The organism is Bradyrhizobium sp. AUGA SZCCT0105 (assembly GCF_018129565.1).
Taxonomy (GTDB): domain Bacteria; phylum Pseudomonadota; class Alphaproteobacteria; order Rhizobiales; family Xanthobacteraceae; genus Bradyrhizobium.
The window spans coordinates 992,086-1,009,339 of record NZ_JAFCMK010000001.1; the positions used below are offsets into that span (position 1 = coordinate 992,086).

Genomic DNA, 17,254 nt, shown 5'->3' on the forward strand with positions numbered 1-17,254 from the left:
TGGGCATGATCTTTTCGGAAAACCGCTTCACACTTTTCCGGATCATGCCTTAGCCCCTATATACTGGTAGCTACCGGATCGGGTGCTCGCCTGGGGAATGCCATGAACGCGTCGGAGCTTCGGGACATCATCGAATGGATGATCGGCGGCGCGCGTTCGGCACCGACCCCGGCGCAAATGATGGCGGAATGCTGCGAACGCCTGGTGCGGGCCGGCCTGCCGCTGTGGCGCGTCGGCGTCTTCGTGCGCACGCTGCATCCCGAGATCTACGGCCGCCATTTCATCTGGAGGCTTGGCGCCGAGGTCGAGACCGGCACGGTCGATCACAACATCCTGGACGCCCCGGAATTTGCCGTCAGCCCGCTGGCGATCGTCCTCAAGCAGGGCGTTGAAGTGCGCGCGCGGCTCGACGACCCCGCCAGCACCCGCTTTCCGATCGTCGTGGATCTGCAGGCGGAGGGTGTCACCGACTACATCGCGGTGCCGCTGATCAACACCGCCGGCCCCCCGAACGCCTCGAGCTGGACCACCAAGCAGCCGGGCGGCTTCACCGACGAGCAGCTCGATGCGATCCGCTCGATCACCATCCCGCTGTCGCGTTACATCGAGATCGTCACGCTGCGCCGCACCGCGACGCTGCTGCTCGACACTTACGTCGGAAACCGGGCCGGCGAGCGCATCCTGGGCGGCCAGATCAGGCGCGGTAGCGCCGACACCATGGATGCGGCGATCTGGCTGTCCGACCTGCGCGGCTTCACCGCGCTGTCCGACCGCTTGCCGTCCGAAACCGTCGTGGAGATCCTCAACCTCTACTTCGATTGCCAGGTCACCGCGATCCGCGACCATGGCGGCGAGGTGCTCAAGTTCATGGGCGACGGCCTGCTCGCGGTGTTTCCGGTCGACGAATATCTCGGCGACGAGGCGCAGGTTTGCTCGCGGGTGCTGGAGGCTGCGCGCGAGTCGCGCGCCGGCGTCGAGGCGCTGCAATTCCCCAATGGCGACGCGGTGGAGCGCTTCCGCTTCGGCGTCGCGCTGCATCTCGGGCGCGTGCTCTACGGCAATATCGGCGGCGGCAACCGGCTCGACTTCACCTGCATCGGTCCGGCGGTCAATCTCGCCGCGCGGCTCGAGAAGATCGCCGGCCGCCTCGGCCGCACCGTGGTGGCTTCCGAGCGCTTCGCCGGCATTCACGACAGCGGCTGGAGCGATCTCGGCGAGTTTCCGATCGCGGGATTTGCCAAGGCCGAACGCGTCTACGGCCTGTTCGACGAGGCGCCGATTGCGGCGGCCGGCTAGCGGCTGCGTGCGGTGGCCGACAAGGACGCGCAACATCGCACCGGGATCGCGCTGGTCGTGGCGGCTGCCGCGGCCTGGAGCACCGCGCCGTTCTTCACCCGGCTGCTGCACTTCGATTCCTGGACCATCCTGTTCTGGCGCGGGTTGTTCGGTGGCGGCGCGATTGCGCTCTTCCTGGTTGCCACGCAGGGCTGGCGCGGCGCGCGCGATCTCGTCGTGATGCCCGCGAGCGGATGGCTGGTGGCCGGCCTCTCGACCTTCGGCATGGTGACGTTCATTCCGGCGCTGCAACTGACCAGCGTCGCCAATGTCGCCATTCTCATCGCGATGCAGCCGTTTGCGGCGGCCGCGATCGCCCGGCTTTGGCTCGGTGAGCGGGTGCGGCCCGGCACATTGCTCGCAAGCCTTGTCGCACTCGCAGGTGTGGCGATTACCGTCAGCGGCGCCGGCGGCATCACGGATTACAGGGGCATCGGCCTTGCCTGCGTGATGGTGCTGGCGATTTCGCTGATGACGGTGGTGATCCGGCGGCACAAGGGTACGCCGATGATTGCCGCCGCGGCGCTCTCGAACTTTCTCGGCAGCGCCGTGAGCTTGCCGCTGGGGCTCGGCGTCGGCGCGGTCACCGGCACCGATCTCGGCGTGCTCGCGATGTTCGGGGCATGCCAGGTCGGTCTCGGCCTCACCCTGTTTACGGTCGGCTCGAGATTGCTGCCGTCCGCGCAGGCGTCGCTGATCGCCACGCTTGAAACGCCGCTGATGCCGTTCTGGGTGTGGCTGGCGTTTGCCGAGGTGCCGTCGCCGCGCGCCCTGATCGGCGGCGCGCTGGTGATGGGGGCGGTCGTCGCCGACATTGCGCTGAGCCAGCGGGCGCAGCTCGCGCGGCCAGCGGGCGGGTGATGGCCGCTACTCCTCGGGCTCGGTGGTGAACAGCAGCGGATAACCCTTGGCGCGGCCGGCGTCGGTGGCGCGCGTCGCCTTGGTCTCGGCGATATCCCTGGCAAACACCGCAACCACGCAGACGCCGCGCTGATGCGCGGTCAGCATCACCTTGTAGGCCTGGTCGTCGGTCATGCGGAATTCACCCTTCAGCACGGTGACGACGAATTCGCGCGGCGTGTAGTCGTCGTTGACCAGGATCACCTTGTGTAGGCGCGGCCGCTCGACCTTGGTCTTGGTCCTGGTTCTCGGCTTGACGACGGTATCGGGCATCGCACTCCCTCGCGATTGCCCGTAAGAATACCGTCTTCCTGCACGTGTTGGAACCGTTCGATTTGCACGGCGTCATTGCGGCAACCGCACGGCGCGTGTTGCCGCATTCGGGCAAGCGACGTCCAACCTGCTAGCGACTAACTTGCGGGCCTCTAACTTGCAGGCCTCTAACTTGAATGTGAAGGACAGATGATATCTGCGCTTTTCGCCGCCTGATTTGCGTGTCACCATGACGGGACACGACGGGAGGGCCGCAATGCGCTGGTATGTCTCGATCGGAGCGGTGCTTGTCGCGGGCATGTTGGCCAGCGGCGATGTGGCCGGTGTTGCCGCGCCCGGCCCGGGAACACAGACAGGCCGGCTGGCCGAAAAGGAATCCACGCCGAGCGTCGACATCGAGTTGATCATCGCGGTCGACGTCTCCTACTCGATGGACATGGACGAGCTCGCGATCCAGCGCGAGGGCTATGCGCAAGCGATCGTTTCCAAGGAGTTCCTGCAAGCGCTGAAGGCCGGCCCGAACGGCAAGATCTCGATCACCTATTTCGAATGGGCCGCCTCCAACGACCAGAAGGTCATCATTCCCTGGCGGGTGATCGACGGCCCCGAATCCGCCGATGCAGTCTCCGCCGAGATCATGAAGACGCCGGTGCGCCGCGCCTCGCGCACCTCGATCTCGGGCGCGATCTATTTCGCGATCCCGATGTTCGACGAGAATCCGCATCGCGGCCTGCGCCGCGTGATCGATATTTCCGGCGACGGCCCCAACAACAACGGCACGCCGATCACGCCCGCGCGCGATGCAGCGCTCGACAAGGGCATCGTCATCAACGGCCTGCCGATCATGGTGAAGGAGCCGTCCTACTCGACGATGGATATCGAAAATCTCGACTACTACTACGAGGACTGCGTGATCGGCGGGCCCGGCTCCTTCGTGGTGTCGATCAAGGATCGCGAGAAGTTCAAGGAAGCGATCCGCACCAAGCTGCTGCTCGAGGTCGCCGGCCGCACCCCCGAGCGCCCGATCGTGCGGACCGCCGAGAAGGAGCCGCGGGTCAGTTGCACGATCGGCGAGAAGATCTGGCAGGATCGCTGGGGGCGGTAGCGATTGCGTAGCCTTGTAGATTCGTAGGGTGGATTAGCCGAAGGCGTAATCCACCGCTTCTTGCGCAAGACATGGCGGGTTACGCTGCGCTAACCCGCCCTACAAATCTTCCGACGTCGTTCTTCAGTTTGTAGGATGGGTAGAGCGCAGCGAAACCCGTCAATTTCGTTTCGCCGCGATGGGTTTCGCTGCGCTCTACCCATCCTACGGTTGTTCGCTAACCCCCGAGCAAATATCTTGAACGTCGCTCTCGAGTTCGCGGAGCGTCTGCATCGCGACGGCGTGCTCGGCGGCGCCGATCTGCCGCCACACCTCGGCAACGCGCCCGGCGAGGCCACGCACCGTCACCGGAAAATTCGCCGCCTGCGCCAACGCGCCCTTTTCGTTGATCAGATACTGCCCGTTCAGTGCAAACAGCGCCTGCGCGATACACGCCAGCGCGCGATAGGCGCAGCCGGCGATATGCGTGCCGTCGCCGCGCGGCACGGTAAGCTCGGCATTCTCGATCGCGAACAGGACTTCCCATTGAAAGCGCCGGACCAGCGCCTCGCGCAGGGCCGGCGGGTAAGGCGCAGTCTTCGCCTTCAGCGCCGCGATGAGGCCATCGGGATCATGCAGGGCACGGCACAGCGCCACCTCGCCCATCCAGATCGCCGAGCAGAAGCCGTGCGGATGGCCCGGCTGGTAGTGCATGCTGATCTCGCCGTTCCGGCAGGCATCGATCACCATCGTGACCTGGTCGATGCTGCGGTAGAGCAGGTCGACCTTGCGACCGCCGATCGCAAGCCAGGCGCCGCCGACGATCCAGGGTCCCCATTCGCCGACCGCCGTCACATGGGCAGCGGTGGGATCATCGACCAGGCCCGTGACCGCCGCGCGCAGCCGATCGACGTCCAGCGCGGCGCTGTCCCGGTAGTAGAGGCCGAGATCGGTGTCGGAGGCCTCATGCGCCGTGCCGCGCGCCCGCGAGCCGCCGAGCACGATGGCGGCGACGCCCGGTACGCCAGCAAGGACGGGAATGATGCGCGCGAGCACCGGATCGTGGGACATGCGACGCGGATTATAGCGAGACCGCCGCGGGGCTGCGATAGTCGCAGCAATGTCTCAGCGCGCAAACCGCGCCACCAGCTCGACATGCGGGGTGTGGCGGAACTGATCGACCGGGGTGACGCCGGCGATCTTGTAGCCGCCATCGATCAGGATCTTTGCGTCGCGCGCAAACGTCGCGGCGTTGCAGGACACCGCGACGACCACCGGCACCTTGCTCGCCGCAAGCTGGGTGACCAGCGCCTGCGCGCCTTGCCGGGGCGGATCGAACACGACGGCGTCGTAGTCGCGCAATTCCTGCGGCATCAGCGGGCGTCGGAACAGGTCGCGCGCCTCGGCCCTGAGCGGCTTCAGCCCCGGTGTCGATTGCGCAGCCTTCTGCAGCGCCGCGATCGCGCCGGCGTCGCTGTCGAAGGCGGTGACCCGCGCCTTCTCGGCGAGGCGGAGCGCAAACGGGCCGACGCCGCAAAACAGATCGGCGATGTGCTTGGCGCGTCCGCAATGCTCGCGAACCAGCGCCGCAAGCGTCTCCTCACCCTTGGCGGTCGCCTGCAGGAACGAGCCCGGCGGCAGCACGACCTTCACCTTTCCGATCGCAATCTCGGGCGAGCCGCGCTGCAGCACCAGCTCGCCATGCCGTGTCAGGCGTGTCAGCCGGTGTTTCTCGGCGACCCGCGACAGAGTGGTGATCAGGCTGGTCGGCAGCGCGCCGGAGCCGCGCACATCGACGTCGAGGCCATTGAGGGTCGCGGTCACCTGGATGTCGAGCGGCTTGCCGATCGAGATCAGCGGCTCGGCTGTGGCCCAGGCCGCCTCGAGCGCGCCGTCGAGCGCCGGATCGAGGATCGGACAGCGGTCGACCGGGATGATGTCGTGCGAACCGGCCGCAGCGAAGCCGACCTTGAGCACCTCATGGGTGCCCATGCGTCCGTGCAGCGTGATGCGGCGGCGGCCCGAGCCATGGGCGTCGAGCAGCGGCGCGACTTCGGCCGCGACCTTTGCCTGCGCCAGCGTCTCGACCACGATGTTGCGTTTCCAGGCGCGGTAGGGCGCGTCATTCCAGTGCTGGATCGCGCAGCCGCCGCAGACGCCGAAATGCGGGCAGAACGGCGTGATCCGCTCGGGGCTTTCCTGCATCACCCGCACCAGCCGCCGCCGGTCGGGATGATTGCCCGGAACGTCGTCGACCTCGACCGTTTCGCCGGCCAGCGTGTAGGGCACGAAGATCGATTGCGCGCCGTCGATCGCGACGCCGTCGCCGCGATGGCCGACATGGTCGATGGTGAGACGCTCAGCCACGGCGCGCGCCGAGGAAGAATTCGATGTTGCCGTCGCCGCCCGTGATCGATGATGGGAACACCTGAATGTCGGTGCAGCCGAGCGAGGCGGCAAAGGCGGCGATATCGTCGCAGATCTCCTGGTGCACCATCGCGTTGCGGATGACGCCGCGCTTGGCGTGTTTGCGCGCCGCCTCGAATTGCGGCTTGATCAGCGCCAGGAGATGCATCGGCGCCGCCGCCAGCGACAGCGCCACCGGCAGCACCAGCTTCAGCGAGATGAAGCTGACGTCGATCACGACGACGTCGGGCCGCGCCGGCAGCCGCTTGCCCTCGAAATTCCTGATGTCGGTCTCCTCCATCGAGACGATCTTCGGATGCCCCTGCAGCGAGGGATGCAGCTGGCCGTGGCCGACATCGATGGCGAAGACGAGACTCGCACCATTGGCAAGCAGCACTTCGGTGAAGCCGCCGGTCGAGGCGCCGACATCGAGGCAGACATGGCCCTCGATGTCGATCGGATAGTGCTCGAGCGCGCCGGCGAGCTTGACGCCGCCGCGCGAGACATAGGGATGCGCCGGTTCGGCCGTGAGTGCGGCGCCGGGCGCCACGATCTCGGAGGCTTTTGCAATCTGTTTGCCGTCGGCGGTGACGAGGCCGGCGTCGATTGCGGCGCGGGCCCGGGCCCGGCTTTCGAACAGGCCGCGCTCGACCAGCAGCACGTCGATGCGCTTGCCGGCGGATGCGTCGTTGTCGTTGTCGCCCGGCTTGGTCACTTGCTTGGTCACTTGGCGGCCTGCCGGCGCTGCGCGGCGGCGAGCCGCACGCAGGTCTCGAAGGAGGTGAGGTCGTGCCAGAGGTCGGCCGCAGGCTCCCTCGGCGTCACCAGCGGACTGCCGTGCAGCTCGAGCGCATGCATCATCATCAGATTGTCTGGCAAGCCAAACTCTTCCACCGTCAGTCCCTCCGCGTCGATCAGGCGTCCGTCGGATGCCGGCACGACCTGCTGCAGCCGCGCCACGCGATTGGCGTAGGACGTGGGATCGTTCGAATAAGCGAGGCACAGCTTGCCGCGTCCCGCCATGTAGCCGAGTTCGTAGACGGTGCCTGCGTCGGCACTGGGGCCGCGGAACGGCGTCAAATTGGCGATGACGGCGTCGGCCGACTCCATCATCGCCTCGTTGCTTTTGAAGATGGTGAGTGAAGCGCCGGCGGCTGTGGGATTGATGCTGTTGTCGAGCGGATAGAGTCCAGTCAGCCCGTGATAGGCGCACACCTCCGCCTTGCGGCGGCCGATTTCCACGGCATCCGGCAGGAACACGTCAGGACCTGCCAGATAGATTTTCATGGACTTGCCGGCACCAGGGGCACCGCCCGAGCAATGAGAGCGTTTTCAAGCGAAGTGGGTATCGACTTCGCGTGAAGAAAGCGCGTCAAAACAAAAATCCAGAGCTCCGTTCCGATTCAATCGGAACGGAAAGGCTCTAGGCGAGCTTGACGGTCTCGGTCTTGTAGTCCTTGCCGAGGGTTTCGAAGACCTTGGCAACGATGCTCTTGGCGTCGAGACCCGCGCGGGCATACATCGCCGCCGGCGAGTCGTGGTCGAGGAACACGTCGGGCAGGATCATCGAGCGGAACTTGAGCATGCCGCTGTCCAGCATGGCGTTGTCGGAGAGGAACTGCATGACATGCGAGCCGAAGCCGCCGATCGAGCCTTCCTCGATGGTGATCAGGATCTCGTGGTCGCGGGCGAGCTTCATGATCATCTCCTCGTCGAGCGGCTTCATGAAGCGCGCGTCGGCGATCGTGGCGGACAGGCCGTGGGCGGCGAGCTCGTCGGCAGCCTTCTCGCACTCGGCGAGGCGGGTGCCGAACGACAGCAGCGCGACCTGCTTGCCCTCGCGGACGATGCGGCCCTTGCCGATCTCCAGGGGAATGCCGACTTCCGGCATCTCGACGCCGCGGCCCTCGCCGCGCGGATAGCGCAGTGCGCTCGGACGATCGTTGATCGCAACCTGCGTCGCCACCATGTGAACCATTTCCGCCTCGTCGGAGGCCGCCATGATCACGAAGTTCGGCAGGCAGCCGAGATAGGCGTTGTCGAACGAACCGGCGTGCGTCGCGCCGTCGGCGCCGACCAGGCCGGCGCGGTCGATCGCGAAGCGGACCGGAAGGCTCTGGATCGCGACGTCATGGACCACCTGGTCATAGCCGCGCTGCAGGAAGGTCGAATAGATCGCGCAGAACGGCTTGTAGCCTTCGGTTGCGAGGCCGGCGGCGAACGTCACCGCGTGCTGCTCGGCGATGCCGACGTCGAAGGTGCGGTCCGGGAACGCCTTGTTGAAGATGTCGACGCCGGTGCCCGACGGCATCGCCGCGGTGATGGCGACGATCTTGTCATCCTTCTGCGCTTCCTTGACGAGGCTCTGGCCGAACACGTTCTGGTAGGCCGGCGCATTCGGCTTGGCCTTGGCCTGGGTGCCGGTCGCGACGTCGAACTTGACCACGGCGTGGTACTTGTCGGCGGAAGCCTCGGCCGGGCCATAACCCTTGCCCTTCTGGGTCACGACGTGAACCAGGATCGGACCGGTCTCCATGTCGCGGACGTTCTTCAGCACCGGCAGCAGATGGTCGAGATTGTGGCCGTCGATCGGGCCGACATAATAGAAGCCGAGCTCCTCGAACAGCGTGCCGCCGTCCATCATGAAGCCGCGGGAATATTCCTCGACGCGGTTGGCGCGGTTGGCGAGGATCTTTGGCAGGCGCTTGTTGATCTGCTTGGCCGCCTCGCGCAGCGAACGGTAGGTCTTGCCGGAGTAGAGGCGCGACAGATAGGCGCTCATCGCGCCGACCGGCGGGGCGATCGACATGTCGTTGTCGTTGAGGATCACGATCAGGCGCGAGTTCATCGCGCCGGCGTTGTTCATGGCCTCATAGGCCATGCCCGCCGACATCGCGCCGTCACCGATCACGGCGATAACGTTGTTCTTGCCGCCGGAGAGGTCGCGCGCCACGGCCATGCCGAGGCCGGCCGAGATCGAGGTCGAGGAGTGCGCGGCGCCGAACGGATCGTAGTCGCTCTCGGTGCGCTTGGTGAAGCCGGAGAGGCCACCGCCGGTGCGCAGGGTGCGGATGCGGTCGCGGCGACCGGTCAGGATCTTGTGCGGATAGGCCTGGTGGCCGACGTCCCAGATCAGGCGGTCGCGCGGGGTGTCGAAGATGTAGTGGATGGCGGTGGTCAGTTCGACCACGCCGAGGCCGGCGCCGAAATGGCCGCCGGTCACCGACACGGCGTCGATGGTTTCCTGGCGGAGCTCGTCGGCAACCTGCCGCACCTGCTCGACCTTCAGCTTGCGCAGGTCATCCGGCGTGTGAATAGTGTCAAGAAGCGGCGTTTTACTAAATGTGGTCACAGCGAATTTCCAATTTTTGCCTGTCGGAACGAACGGCCCGACGCGAGATGGGTTGGCGCGCTCACCGCGCAGCGAATTCCAGACACTGGGTGCCGTCCCGGCAGGCCCTGCCTGGTTGTAAGCCTAGATTCACTCCGGATTGGACCACGTGATATGCATCACCTTGGTCGCTCTTCACCCGTCCCGGTTCAGTTTTGTCGAACCATTTGAGATGCATGCCGCCCGAATAATTCGGGCCGCCCGCCACCCTCAAATGCCCATAGAACTGGAAGCATTACACCAAAGCCGTAACCAAAGCCAACCCGATAGGCGGCGCAGGGTTCCTATGCGCTGTTTTGAAAAACCTAGACTTTTCAATGCTTGGGGCCAAAGGCGGGTTCCAATTTGGCCATTTTAGCGGCAGCCGGCCGGTCCGGATCGGCCGGATTCGCAGCCGCAGCCGGTTGCCGCGGTCACTCCGCGGCGTGATGGATTGCCGGAAATAGGCAGCAACAATTGCCCGCCATCGCGGACATCCTGTCGCAGGGTTGCGCCTCGCGGCGCTAGCTACTGCACGTCGAGCGGCTCGGTGCCGGTCGGCTGGCCCGAGGCGTCGGTGGTGATCTTGTCGACGCGGGCTTCGGCCTGGCGCAGCAATTCCTCGCACCGCCGCTTCAGCGCCTCGCCGCGCTCATAGATCGCGACCGATTCCTCAAGCGGGACCTTGCCGTCCTCGAGCCGCTTGACGATCGATTCGAGTTCCTCGATCGCGCGTTCAAAGGAGAGCTTCTTGACGTCGGCTTGAGCGTTTTCGGCCATTATGTGTTCCCGGTGCGCCGATCAGACCGTGATCGGATCTTGTCGTCCAAACATGACCTGTCGCAGGCCATGCTTGCCCCGGCGCAGAATCAATCGAATTTTTGCGGGGGTATTGTGGCGGGGATTTACCCGCCCATCAATGCGGTGACGTGAGATGCCACCGACTCTTTCAGGCCCTCGAGGTCGTAGCCGCCCTCCAGCACGGAGACGACGCGGCCGCCGGCGCCCTTGTCGGCGAGGTCCATCAGCTTGCGCGTGACCCAGCCGAAATCCTCGCCGGTCAGGTTGATCGAGGCCAGTGGATCGCGGTGATGCGCGTCGAAGCCCGCCGAGATGACGACGAGTTCGGGGGAGAACTTCTCGAGCTGCGGCAGGATCAGGTTCTCGAAGGCGGAGCGGAATTTGGTGCCGCCGTCGCCGGGCGCCAGCGGCGCGTTGACGACGGTGTCATGCTCGCCGCGCTCGCCTGAAGCGCCGGTGCCGGGGAACAGCGGCATCTGATGCGTCGAGCAGTACATCACGGTCGGATCGGCCCAGAAGATATCCTGCGTGCCGTTGCCGTGGTGGACGTCGAAATCGATGATCGCGGCGCGCTTGATGCCGTATTTGCGCTGCGCGTGGCGCGCGGCGATCGCGACATTGTCGAAGAAGCAGAAGCCCATCGGCGTCGACTTCTCGGCGTGATGCCCGGGCGGGCGCACCGCGACGAAGGCGTTCTGGTGCGCGCCGGTCATCACCGCATCGGTCGCCGCCACCGCGCCGCCGACGCCGCGCATCACGGCCTCCCAGGTGCCCGGCGACATCGAGGTGTCGCCGTCGATATAGATCATGCCGGAGGTCGGCGCGATGTGGCGCAGCTCGCCGACATAGTGCTCGCCGTGACAAAGCAGCACGCTGTCGAGGTCGCCTTCCGGCGCGAGATCGCGCACCAGCGCCTTGAAGCGGTCTTCGCCGAGCACCTCGGCAACCGCGCGCAGCCGGTCGGGGCGTTCGGGATGTCCGGGTGGGGTCAGGTGATCGAGGCAGGCGGTGTGCGTCAGAAGCAGTGTCATGCAAATTCCCGGCGCATTGGGGGGCGCGTGCGAGGAGCGTCTAATTTAGGCCGTTACCGGCCCGCCGGAAAGGCCTGTCTCCGCCCCACTGATGTTCCATGCCCGCACTTCAATTGATCCGCTCGATCCGCTTTCCGGCCGCCGGGCCGACCGGGCTGTTGGCCTTGAAATAGGCATAGAGCGCATCGACGTCGTAGATGCCGAACTGCTGCGCCGTTCCTTCCTTGAACACCGTGAAGCCGTCGCCGCCCTCGGCGAGATAATGGTTCACGGTGACGCGGTAGCTCGCAGCCGGGTCGATCGGCTTGCCGTCGAGCGACATCCGCGCGGCGATGATGCGCGCGCCGTCGGGCTTGCTCGCATCCCACGCATAGGCAAAGCCCTTCGAGACCTGCAGGGCGCGCGGCCGTTTCGGGTCGGCCCATTGCTGCTCCAGCACGTCCTTGAGCTGCTTGCCGGTCAGCGTCATCGTCACCAGCTGGTTGCGGAACGGCTGGCTGGCGAAGATGTCGGCATAGGTGACGGCGCCGTCCTCGCGCTTGACGATGTCGGTGCGCACGCCGCCGGGATTGGTGAAGGCGATCACCGCGCCGCCATTCGGCTCCGAGCTGGTGGCAAGCAACTGCGCGTCGGCGACGATATCGCCGAGCGGGCTTTCGCCGGTCTCGGCCGGCGTGCGCGACAGCGTTTCCGTCACCGAGCCCGCCGCGCGGTTGGCGATCGGCGCGGCCAGCCGGTCGTAGGATTCCAAAAGCGCGCTCTGCTCCGGGTCCTTGGCTGTGCCGCCGATCTTCACGATGGTGTTGTCGGCCTTGGCGCTGATCACGTCATGGCTGTTCGGATCGAGCCGAAGGTCGATCGCGGTGACCAGCGTGCCGTATTTGTCGCCTGATGTGACGAGCCGCCCGTCGATCTCGCAGACATAGGCCTGGTGGGTGTGGCCGGAGATCACGACGTCGACGGCGCGATCGAACTTCTTGACGATGTCGACGATCGGCCCCGAGATGCCCGGGCATTCATTATAGTCGCCGGTCGGAAAGCCGCCTTCGTGGATCAAGACCACGATCGCCTCGACGCCCTTCGCCTTCAGCTCGGGGACCAGCGCATTGACGGTCTCGGCCTCGTCGCGGAAGTCGAGGCTGGCGACGCCGGCCGGCGACACCAGGTTCGGCGTGTTCTTCAGCGTCAGCCCGATGAACGCGACCGGTATGCCGTCGAATTCCTTGATCTCGTAGGGCGGAAACACCGGCTTGCCTGAGGCCTTGTCGATCGTGGAGGCGGCCAGATAGCGGAATTTGGCCCCCAGGAAGGGATGCGGCCCCAGGCACTTGTCGACCGGGTGGCAGCCGCCATTCTGCATCCGCAGGAGCTCGTCCTTGCCCTCGTCGAATTCGTGGTTGCCGACCGACGAGATCGCAAGCCCCATCATCGACAGCGACTCGATGGTCGGCTCGTCGTGAAACATCGCCGACAAAAACGGGCTCGCGCCGATCAGGTCGCCGGCCGCGACGAAGATATTGTTCTTGTGGCCTTCACGCAGCTGCTTGACGACGGTCGCCACCCGCTCGGCGCCGCCGGCGGGCACCATGATCTTCTTGGTCGCATCAGCGGGATCGGTGACGCGGATGCCGCCCGGTGGCGGCCGCAGATAGCCGTGGAAATCGTTGATCGCGAGAATCCGCAGGTTCACCGGCGCTGCGGTCTGCGCCAGGCAGGGGCCTGCCGCGGCCAGTCCGAGTGTGCAGAGCGCGGCGAGGGGCGTAAGGCGGGGCTGTCTCATGATCTGTCCATGGCATGCACGATCATGGAACACACGATCATGGCGCGACGCCACTACAATTTTGCGACGCTTCGTCTCAATCCTTCGTGCGCGCCATGAAGGCCTTGAAGGCGCTGACCGCCTCGTTGGAGCGCATCCGCTCGCTGAACAGATGGTTCTCCTGCTCGATGCGGCGCGTGACGTCCTCGGGCGGCAGCCGGATCAGGCGGCGCGAGATCGCCACCGCGTCGGCCGGCAGCGCGCAGATCTCGCGTGCCACCTTGTGCGCCTCGACCTCGGCATGTCCCGGCGCCACCACGGTGTTGACGAAACCGGCCACGCGGGCGTCGTCGGCCGACATGGTGCGGCCCATCACCAGCATTGCGAAGGCGCGCTGATGGCCCATCGTGCGCGGCATCAGCAGGCTGGAGGCGCCTTCCGGCACCAGGCCGAAATTGGAGAATGGCGTCGAGAACAGCGCGGCCTTGCTCGCCAGCACATAGTCGCAGTGAAACAGCATCGTGGTGCCGATGCCCATCGCGACGCCGTCGACGGCGGCAATGATCGGCTTCACATTGTGGGCCAGCGAATACAGGAACTTGACCAGGTCGGAGGCGGGCGGCGTCTCGCCGGTCGAGGTGCCCTGCGCGAGCAGGTCCTCGATGTCGTTGCCCGCGGTGAACACGCCGGAGCCGCCGGTGATGATCAGGCAGCGGATCTTCGGATTGTTCTGCGCCTTGTCGATCGCATCGCTGATCGCGCGAAACATCTCCTGGGTGATCGCGTTCTTCTTCTCGGGCCTGCGCAGCCGGATCACGCGTGTGGCGGCTTCGTCGGTGACTATGACATGCGCGGTCATCAAGCAGTCCCAGAGTAAGCGGTCCGAGTGTCGGCCGGCAGCGTCGCCGGCGGAGGTCGTGACTGCTATCCTACATGATCCCGTGCAAGCCCCAAGGGCTCCAGCGTGTTCTGCTCTGCTTTTCCCCGTGGGCGAGCATGAGAACGGCGCAATGCAGTTAACCGGAATTCGCGATTTGCAAGGCGCCGGCCGCGCAAGCCGAACCGGCGCCGTCGCACGTAACCCTGCATCGTGCTCCGCTCAGCCGCGCCCGACGAACGAGCCGATGCCGCGGCCGACCTCCACGCCGTGATGAAGCAGGGCGCCGAGATGATCGCCTGGGACCGACATCGCGTCCAGGCCGTTCTCCGCGGCAAAGCGCTGCATCGGCACATGTGGTGCGTCGTCCTGTCCGTTCCAGAGCAGCACCGGCACGCGCGAGGACAGCACGGCGTCCCTGGCGCCATCGATCTGGCCGAGCGCATCGAAGCAGGCACGCACGCCGCCCTCGAGGTCGGACGTTACCCATCCCGTGAGCTGCGGCGCGGTACGGCGCGCAAACGTCATGAAGGCGCCATAGGTCAGCGGGCCGGCGTTGCCGCGCGGAAATCCGGTGAGGAAGTCCCAGCCGCCGATTGCCAGCGACGCCAGCCGCGCCGGGAAGAACCGGGCGACGCCGACCGCCACCCAGCCGCCCATCGAATGTCCGACCACATGGGCGCGCTCGTGGCCGAGATCGTCGATCACGGCGACGATATCGCCGGCACGTTGTTCCTGATCGTAGAATTCGGGATCGGCGGGCTTGTCGCTCAGGCCATGTCCGAGCGAATCGACGCAGACGACTCGAAAGCGATCGGCGAGCGCGTCGACGACGCCGCACTGCTTCCAGCTGGCGGCGTTGAGCAGCAGGCCGTGCTGCAGCACGATCAGCGGCCCGGACCCTTCAACGGTGTAATGGATGCGCTGGCCCCGATGATTGGCGAATGGCATGTCTGGAGTTCCCCACGTTTCACCTGAGGTGAGCGCGGAGGCGTCGGGATTCAAGACCTTGTTCCGGATCGGGAACCGATCCGCACCGCCGCCACATCGCTTGCGGAACCCGGCGTTCAGCCGCCCCAGACGATGGCTTCGCTCCAGCCAAGGTCCTTGAACTCGGCCGCCCGGAGCGGCGCCTCGCCGGCGGCGAAGAATTCGTCGAGCTGCGGCGGCTTGACCGTGGTTTCGGACAGCATGGCATGGGCCTGGCCGCGATGATGGATCTGGTGCTGAAACAGATGCATCAGAAGGCGATCGCGCCGCTCGGTCTGCACCGAGCTGTCGCGATTGATCTTGACCACGTCATCGAGCCGTTCAGGCGTCAGCGCATCGCAGTGAACGATCAGGCGCTGGTCGATCGCGCCTTGCGCTGCTTGCAGCGCCGCGACCGCCGGGTAGGGCACCTCGTTCGCCCACGCCTTCGGCCCGAGCCAGCCACCTTCGAGCGCGTCGACGTAGAACAGATCGATGACATGGATGTGGTTCAGCGTCGCCTGCAGGCTCGGGAAGAAGCCGGTCCGCGCGGCGGCGAACTCCGCCTGGCCGAGACTGCCGCATGTTGTGAGCAGGCGATGATTGGCCCAGGCGTTGTTGTAAGCAAAGGCGCGAAAGGTCTGAACGAGGCCTGCGGGCATTTCGGTCCTCACTGGATTGAAGGGATCAGGCCGGCGCCGCGGCCAGCCGGCCGACCCGCGACAGCAATAGTTTCAGGATCGGCGATTTATTGGCCTTGTGATAGGCGATCACAAGATCCAGCGTCGGCGCCTCGCCCTGCACCGGCCGCGTCTTAATGCTATCGGGCAGATAGCGCGCCGTGTAGGCCGGCAGCAGCATCACGCCATGCGTCGAAGTGATCATCGATATCGCATGCACAACATTATGCACCTCGTGCTCCGGCCTCGGATCGACGCCGGCGCGGTTGAAATAGTCCAGCACGACGCGGCGCACCGCCGGCGCTGATTTGGACGGCAGATAGAAGGTCTCGCCCGCGATGTCTTCCGGCGCGACGGCTGACTGCGCCGCCAGCCGATGGTTGCTCGGAAACACGTACACCAGCGGATCGGTGCGCACGCGCTTGTACGCCAGATCCTCCATGCTCTCGTCGGCCCGCATGAAGGCCGCGTCGAGCTTGCGCCGCATCAGGGCCTTGGCGAGCAAGGGCGAGTAGTCGCTCGACAGGCGGATGTCGATGCCGGGAAATTCCTCGCGCAACACGCGGGTCACCTCGGGCAGCAGATCGATTTCGGCGCCCGACAGGAAGCCGAGCGAGAAGACAGGCTTCGGCGGCTGGGCTGCGCGCAGCGCCGCTTCCTTGGCGGCCTCGGCCTGCAACAGCGCCATGCGGGCATGGTCGAGAAACGCCTTGCCGGCCGCGGTCAGCTCGATGCCCTGCGCGCCGCGATTCAACAGTTGCACGCCGACCTCCTCCTCGAGATCGCGGATCTGCCGGCTGAGCGAAGGCTGCGAGGTGTGGAGCTTCTGCTCGGCGGCAACCGTGAGGCTGCCGGCATCGGCCACGGCAACGAAGTAGCGGAGATGCCGGAGCTCCATCGCACTCTCCCATTCACGGCCTGCCAAGTCTCGTTGCCATCTCTCACAGGCATCTCTCGCAGGCATGGGGCCAGCTTACAAAGTCTTTTTCAAGCCGGCCAGCGCCCTCTATAGCGAAGCGTATTCCGATTGCGGGTTCTGCCTCGCAGGCAGAGGGCCGCGCGAAAACCAGGCCGGAGCTTGCGCATGCGGATGAGCCTCGGAGCATTGCTGTTGCCGCTGCTGGTGCTGACCGGGTTCGGCGGTGCTGCCGCGCAATCTTCCGGCAATCAAACGAGGGCAAGTGCCATGGATGCGGACGTCGCAACGATCAAGCAGGCACTCGCCGGAAATTGGGAGAGCATCGCGCCCGAGATCCGGCCGAGCAAGAATCCCGACGGCTCCATCAAGCCGTTCTATCTCAAGCGCGCCTTCACCTATCAGTCCTCCGACCGGTTCGAGCTCGTGGTCGTTAACTCGGCCGATCCGTATGGCAAGGTGCCGCTGGCGCGGATCAGGATCGTCGGGCACATGCAGTGGCAGGGCGCGCATCCGATCGCACCGGGCGCGCAGAAGGTCGACTTCGTCGCCGACGAGGCCTACGAGGTCACGCCGTTGGCGCAGGGGTTTGCCGATGTGCTCAACAAAATCGCCTCTGCCGGCTACGCGCCGTGGGCGGTCGACGCGCCGCAGAGCATCTTCGGCAAATCCTTCGCACCGTTTGCGCTGAAGGAAGGCACCAACTTCATGGAATACGACCTGGTCTATCTCAGGGGCGACCTGTTGTTCTGGGGCGCCCGCAATGTCGACGGCCGCGGCTTCGACACCGAGCAGAATCGTCCGACCAATCTGCAGATTCCGCTGGTCCGCAAGCAACCCTGATATCAGGAAC

Annotated in this window: 17 protein-coding genes; 4 read left to right on the forward strand and 13 right to left on the reverse strand. The window is 65.7% G+C overall.

Going from position 1 to position 17,254, the window contains the following annotated elements; genetic code table 11:
* Positions 1-102 precede the first annotated feature (102 nt).
* Together JQ573_RS04750 and JQ573_RS04755 are read left to right on the forward strand one after the other, a co-directional pair.
* Positions 103-1,296 (forward strand): adenylate/guanylate cyclase domain-containing protein, encoded by a 1,194-nt coding sequence (locus JQ573_RS04750; protein ID WP_212311493.1) that lies wholly within the window; start codon positions 103-105, stop codon positions 1,294-1,296.
* Between the two features lie 12 nt (positions 1,297-1,308).
* Positions 1,309-2,196 carry a DMT family transporter gene (locus tag JQ573_RS04755; protein WP_212311492.1) on the forward strand — a complete coding sequence of 296 codons (888 nt, stop codon included), beginning with the start codon at positions 1,309-1,311 and terminating at the stop codon, positions 2,194-2,196.
* Positions 2,197-2,202: 6 nt separating this feature from the next.
* On the opposite strand, the gene clpS is transcribed toward JQ573_RS04755, so the two are convergent.
* On the reverse strand, positions 2,203-2,508 hold the full coding sequence (gene clpS, locus JQ573_RS04760; RefSeq protein ID WP_212311491.1) for an ATP-dependent Clp protease adapter ClpS: 306 nt from the start codon (positions 2,506-2,508) through the stop codon (positions 2,203-2,205).
* A 256-nt stretch (positions 2,509-2,764) separates the two neighbouring features.
* On the opposite strand from clpS, the gene JQ573_RS04765 reads away from it, so the two are divergent.
* Positions 2,765-3,613 carry a DUF1194 domain-containing protein gene (locus JQ573_RS04765; protein WP_173641407.1) on the forward strand — a complete coding sequence of 283 codons (849 nt, stop codon included), beginning with the start codon at positions 2,765-2,767 and terminating at the stop codon, positions 3,611-3,613.
* A gap of 204 nt (positions 3,614-3,817) precedes the next feature.
* Here JQ573_RS04765 and JQ573_RS04770 read toward each other — a convergent pair whose 3' ends face one another.
* From JQ573_RS04770 to JQ573_RS04825, 12 genes are all read right to left on the reverse strand, one after another.
* Positions 3,818-4,663: a nucleotidyltransferase domain-containing protein gene (locus JQ573_RS04770; RefSeq protein ID WP_212311490.1), complete on the reverse strand. Its 846-nt coding sequence runs from the start codon at positions 4,661-4,663 to the stop codon at positions 3,818-3,820.
* Between the two features lie 54 nt (positions 4,664-4,717).
* Positions 4,718-5,959, reverse strand: coding sequence for a class I SAM-dependent RNA methyltransferase (locus JQ573_RS04775; protein ID WP_212311489.1), 1,242 nt, complete (start codon positions 5,957-5,959; stop codon positions 4,718-4,720).
* Positions 5,952-6,725, reverse strand: a complete 774-nt coding sequence (locus tag JQ573_RS04780; RefSeq protein ID WP_312011356.1) for a TlyA family RNA methyltransferase — start codon at positions 6,723-6,725, stop codon at positions 5,952-5,954. The genes JQ573_RS04775 and JQ573_RS04780 overlap by 8 nt, the downstream gene beginning before the upstream one ends.
* The gene (locus tag JQ573_RS04785) at positions 6,722-7,285 is read right to left on the reverse strand and encodes a nucleoside 2-deoxyribosyltransferase (protein ID WP_212311488.1); all 564 of its coding nucleotides are present in this window, start codon (positions 7,283-7,285) and stop codon (positions 6,722-6,724) included. Before JQ573_RS04785 ends, JQ573_RS04780 begins: the two co-directional genes overlap by 4 nt.
* A gap of 136 nt (positions 7,286-7,421) precedes the next feature.
* Positions 7,422-9,350, reverse strand: coding sequence for a 1-deoxy-D-xylulose-5-phosphate synthase (gene dxs / locus JQ573_RS04790; protein ID WP_092124734.1), 1,929 nt, complete (start codon positions 9,348-9,350; stop codon positions 7,422-7,424).
* 546 nt (positions 9,351-9,896) lie between these two features.
* Complete coding sequence (locus JQ573_RS04795) at positions 9,897-10,148, reverse strand: exodeoxyribonuclease VII small subunit (protein WP_092124735.1); 252 nt, start codon at positions 10,146-10,148, stop codon at positions 9,897-9,899.
* A 125-nt stretch (positions 10,149-10,273) separates the two neighbouring features.
* Positions 10,274-11,200 carry a histone deacetylase family protein gene (locus JQ573_RS04800; RefSeq protein WP_212311487.1) on the reverse strand — a complete coding sequence of 309 codons (927 nt, stop codon included), beginning with the start codon at positions 11,198-11,200 and terminating at the stop codon, positions 10,274-10,276.
* 109 nt (positions 11,201-11,309) lie between these two features.
* Complete coding sequence (locus tag JQ573_RS04805) at positions 11,310-12,980, reverse strand: bifunctional UDP-sugar hydrolase/5'-nucleotidase (protein WP_212311486.1); 1,671 nt, start codon at positions 12,978-12,980, stop codon at positions 11,310-11,312.
* A gap of 76 nt (positions 12,981-13,056) precedes the next feature.
* The gene (locus JQ573_RS04810; RefSeq protein WP_212311485.1) at positions 13,057-13,818 is read right to left on the reverse strand and encodes a crotonase/enoyl-CoA hydratase family protein; all 762 of its coding nucleotides are present in this window, start codon (positions 13,816-13,818) and stop codon (positions 13,057-13,059) included.
* A gap of 240 nt (positions 13,819-14,058) precedes the next feature.
* Complete coding sequence (locus JQ573_RS04815) at positions 14,059-14,787, reverse strand: alpha/beta fold hydrolase (RefSeq protein WP_212311484.1); 729 nt, start codon at positions 14,785-14,787, stop codon at positions 14,059-14,061.
* Positions 14,788-14,903: 116 nt separating this feature from the next.
* Complete coding sequence (locus JQ573_RS04820; RefSeq protein WP_212311483.1) at positions 14,904-15,467, reverse strand: DinB family protein; 564 nt, start codon at positions 15,465-15,467, stop codon at positions 14,904-14,906.
* Positions 15,468-15,492: 25 nt separating this feature from the next.
* Positions 15,493-16,383 carry a LysR substrate-binding domain-containing protein gene (locus JQ573_RS04825; RefSeq protein ID WP_212311482.1) on the reverse strand — a complete coding sequence of 297 codons (891 nt, stop codon included), beginning with the start codon at positions 16,381-16,383 and terminating at the stop codon, positions 15,493-15,495.
* A gap of 186 nt (positions 16,384-16,569) precedes the next feature.
* Here JQ573_RS04825 and JQ573_RS04830 point away from each other — a divergent pair, with 186 nt between their 5' ends.
* Entirely contained in the window at positions 16,570-17,244 is a 675-nt protein-coding gene (locus JQ573_RS04830) for a hypothetical protein (protein WP_212311481.1), read from the forward strand.
* Positions 17,245-17,254: the final 10 nt, after the last annotated feature.

Excerpts from the sequence above, each read along its gene's own strand:
- JQ573_RS04815 (WP_212311484.1), bottom strand. The coding sequence starts at position 14,787 with ATGCCATTCGCCAATCATCGGGGCCAGCGCATCCATTACACCGTTGAA.
- clpS (WP_212311491.1), bottom strand. The coding sequence starts at position 2,508 with ATGCCCGATACCGTCGTCAAGCCGAGAACCAGGACCAAGACCAAGGTC.
- JQ573_RS04820 (WP_212311483.1), bottom strand. The coding sequence starts at position 15,467 with ATGCCCGCAGGCCTCGTTCAGACCTTTCGCGCCTTTGCTTACAACAAC.
- JQ573_RS04770 (WP_212311490.1), bottom strand. The coding sequence starts at position 4,663 with ATGTCCCACGATCCGGTGCTCGCGCGCATCATTCCCGTCCTTGCTGGC.
- JQ573_RS04765 (WP_173641407.1), top strand. The coding sequence starts at position 2,765 with ATGCGCTGGTATGTCTCGATCGGAGCGGTGCTTGTCGCGGGCATGTTG.
- JQ573_RS04750 (WP_212311493.1), top strand. The coding sequence starts at position 103 with ATGAACGCGTCGGAGCTTCGGGACATCATCGAATGGATGATCGGCGGC.
- JQ573_RS04800 (WP_212311487.1), bottom strand. The coding sequence starts at position 11,200 with ATGACACTGCTTCTGACGCACACCGCCTGCCTCGATCACCTGACCCCA.
- JQ573_RS04785 (WP_212311488.1), bottom strand. The coding sequence starts at position 7,285 with ATGAAAATCTATCTGGCAGGTCCTGACGTGTTCCTGCCGGATGCCGTG.
- JQ573_RS04805 (WP_212311486.1), bottom strand. The coding sequence starts at position 12,980 with ATGAGACAGCCCCGCCTTACGCCCCTCGCCGCGCTCTGCACACTCGGA.
- JQ573_RS04810 (WP_212311485.1), bottom strand. The coding sequence starts at position 13,818 with ATGACCGCGCATGTCATAGTCACCGACGAAGCCGCCACACGCGTGATC.
- JQ573_RS04830 (WP_212311481.1), top strand. The coding sequence starts at position 16,570 with ATGCGGATGAGCCTCGGAGCATTGCTGTTGCCGCTGCTGGTGCTGACC.
- JQ573_RS04795 (WP_092124735.1), bottom strand. The coding sequence starts at position 10,148 with ATGGCCGAAAACGCTCAAGCCGACGTCAAGAAGCTCTCCTTTGAACGC.
- JQ573_RS04825 (WP_212311482.1), bottom strand. The coding sequence starts at position 16,383 with ATGGAGCTCCGGCATCTCCGCTACTTCGTTGCCGTGGCCGATGCCGGC.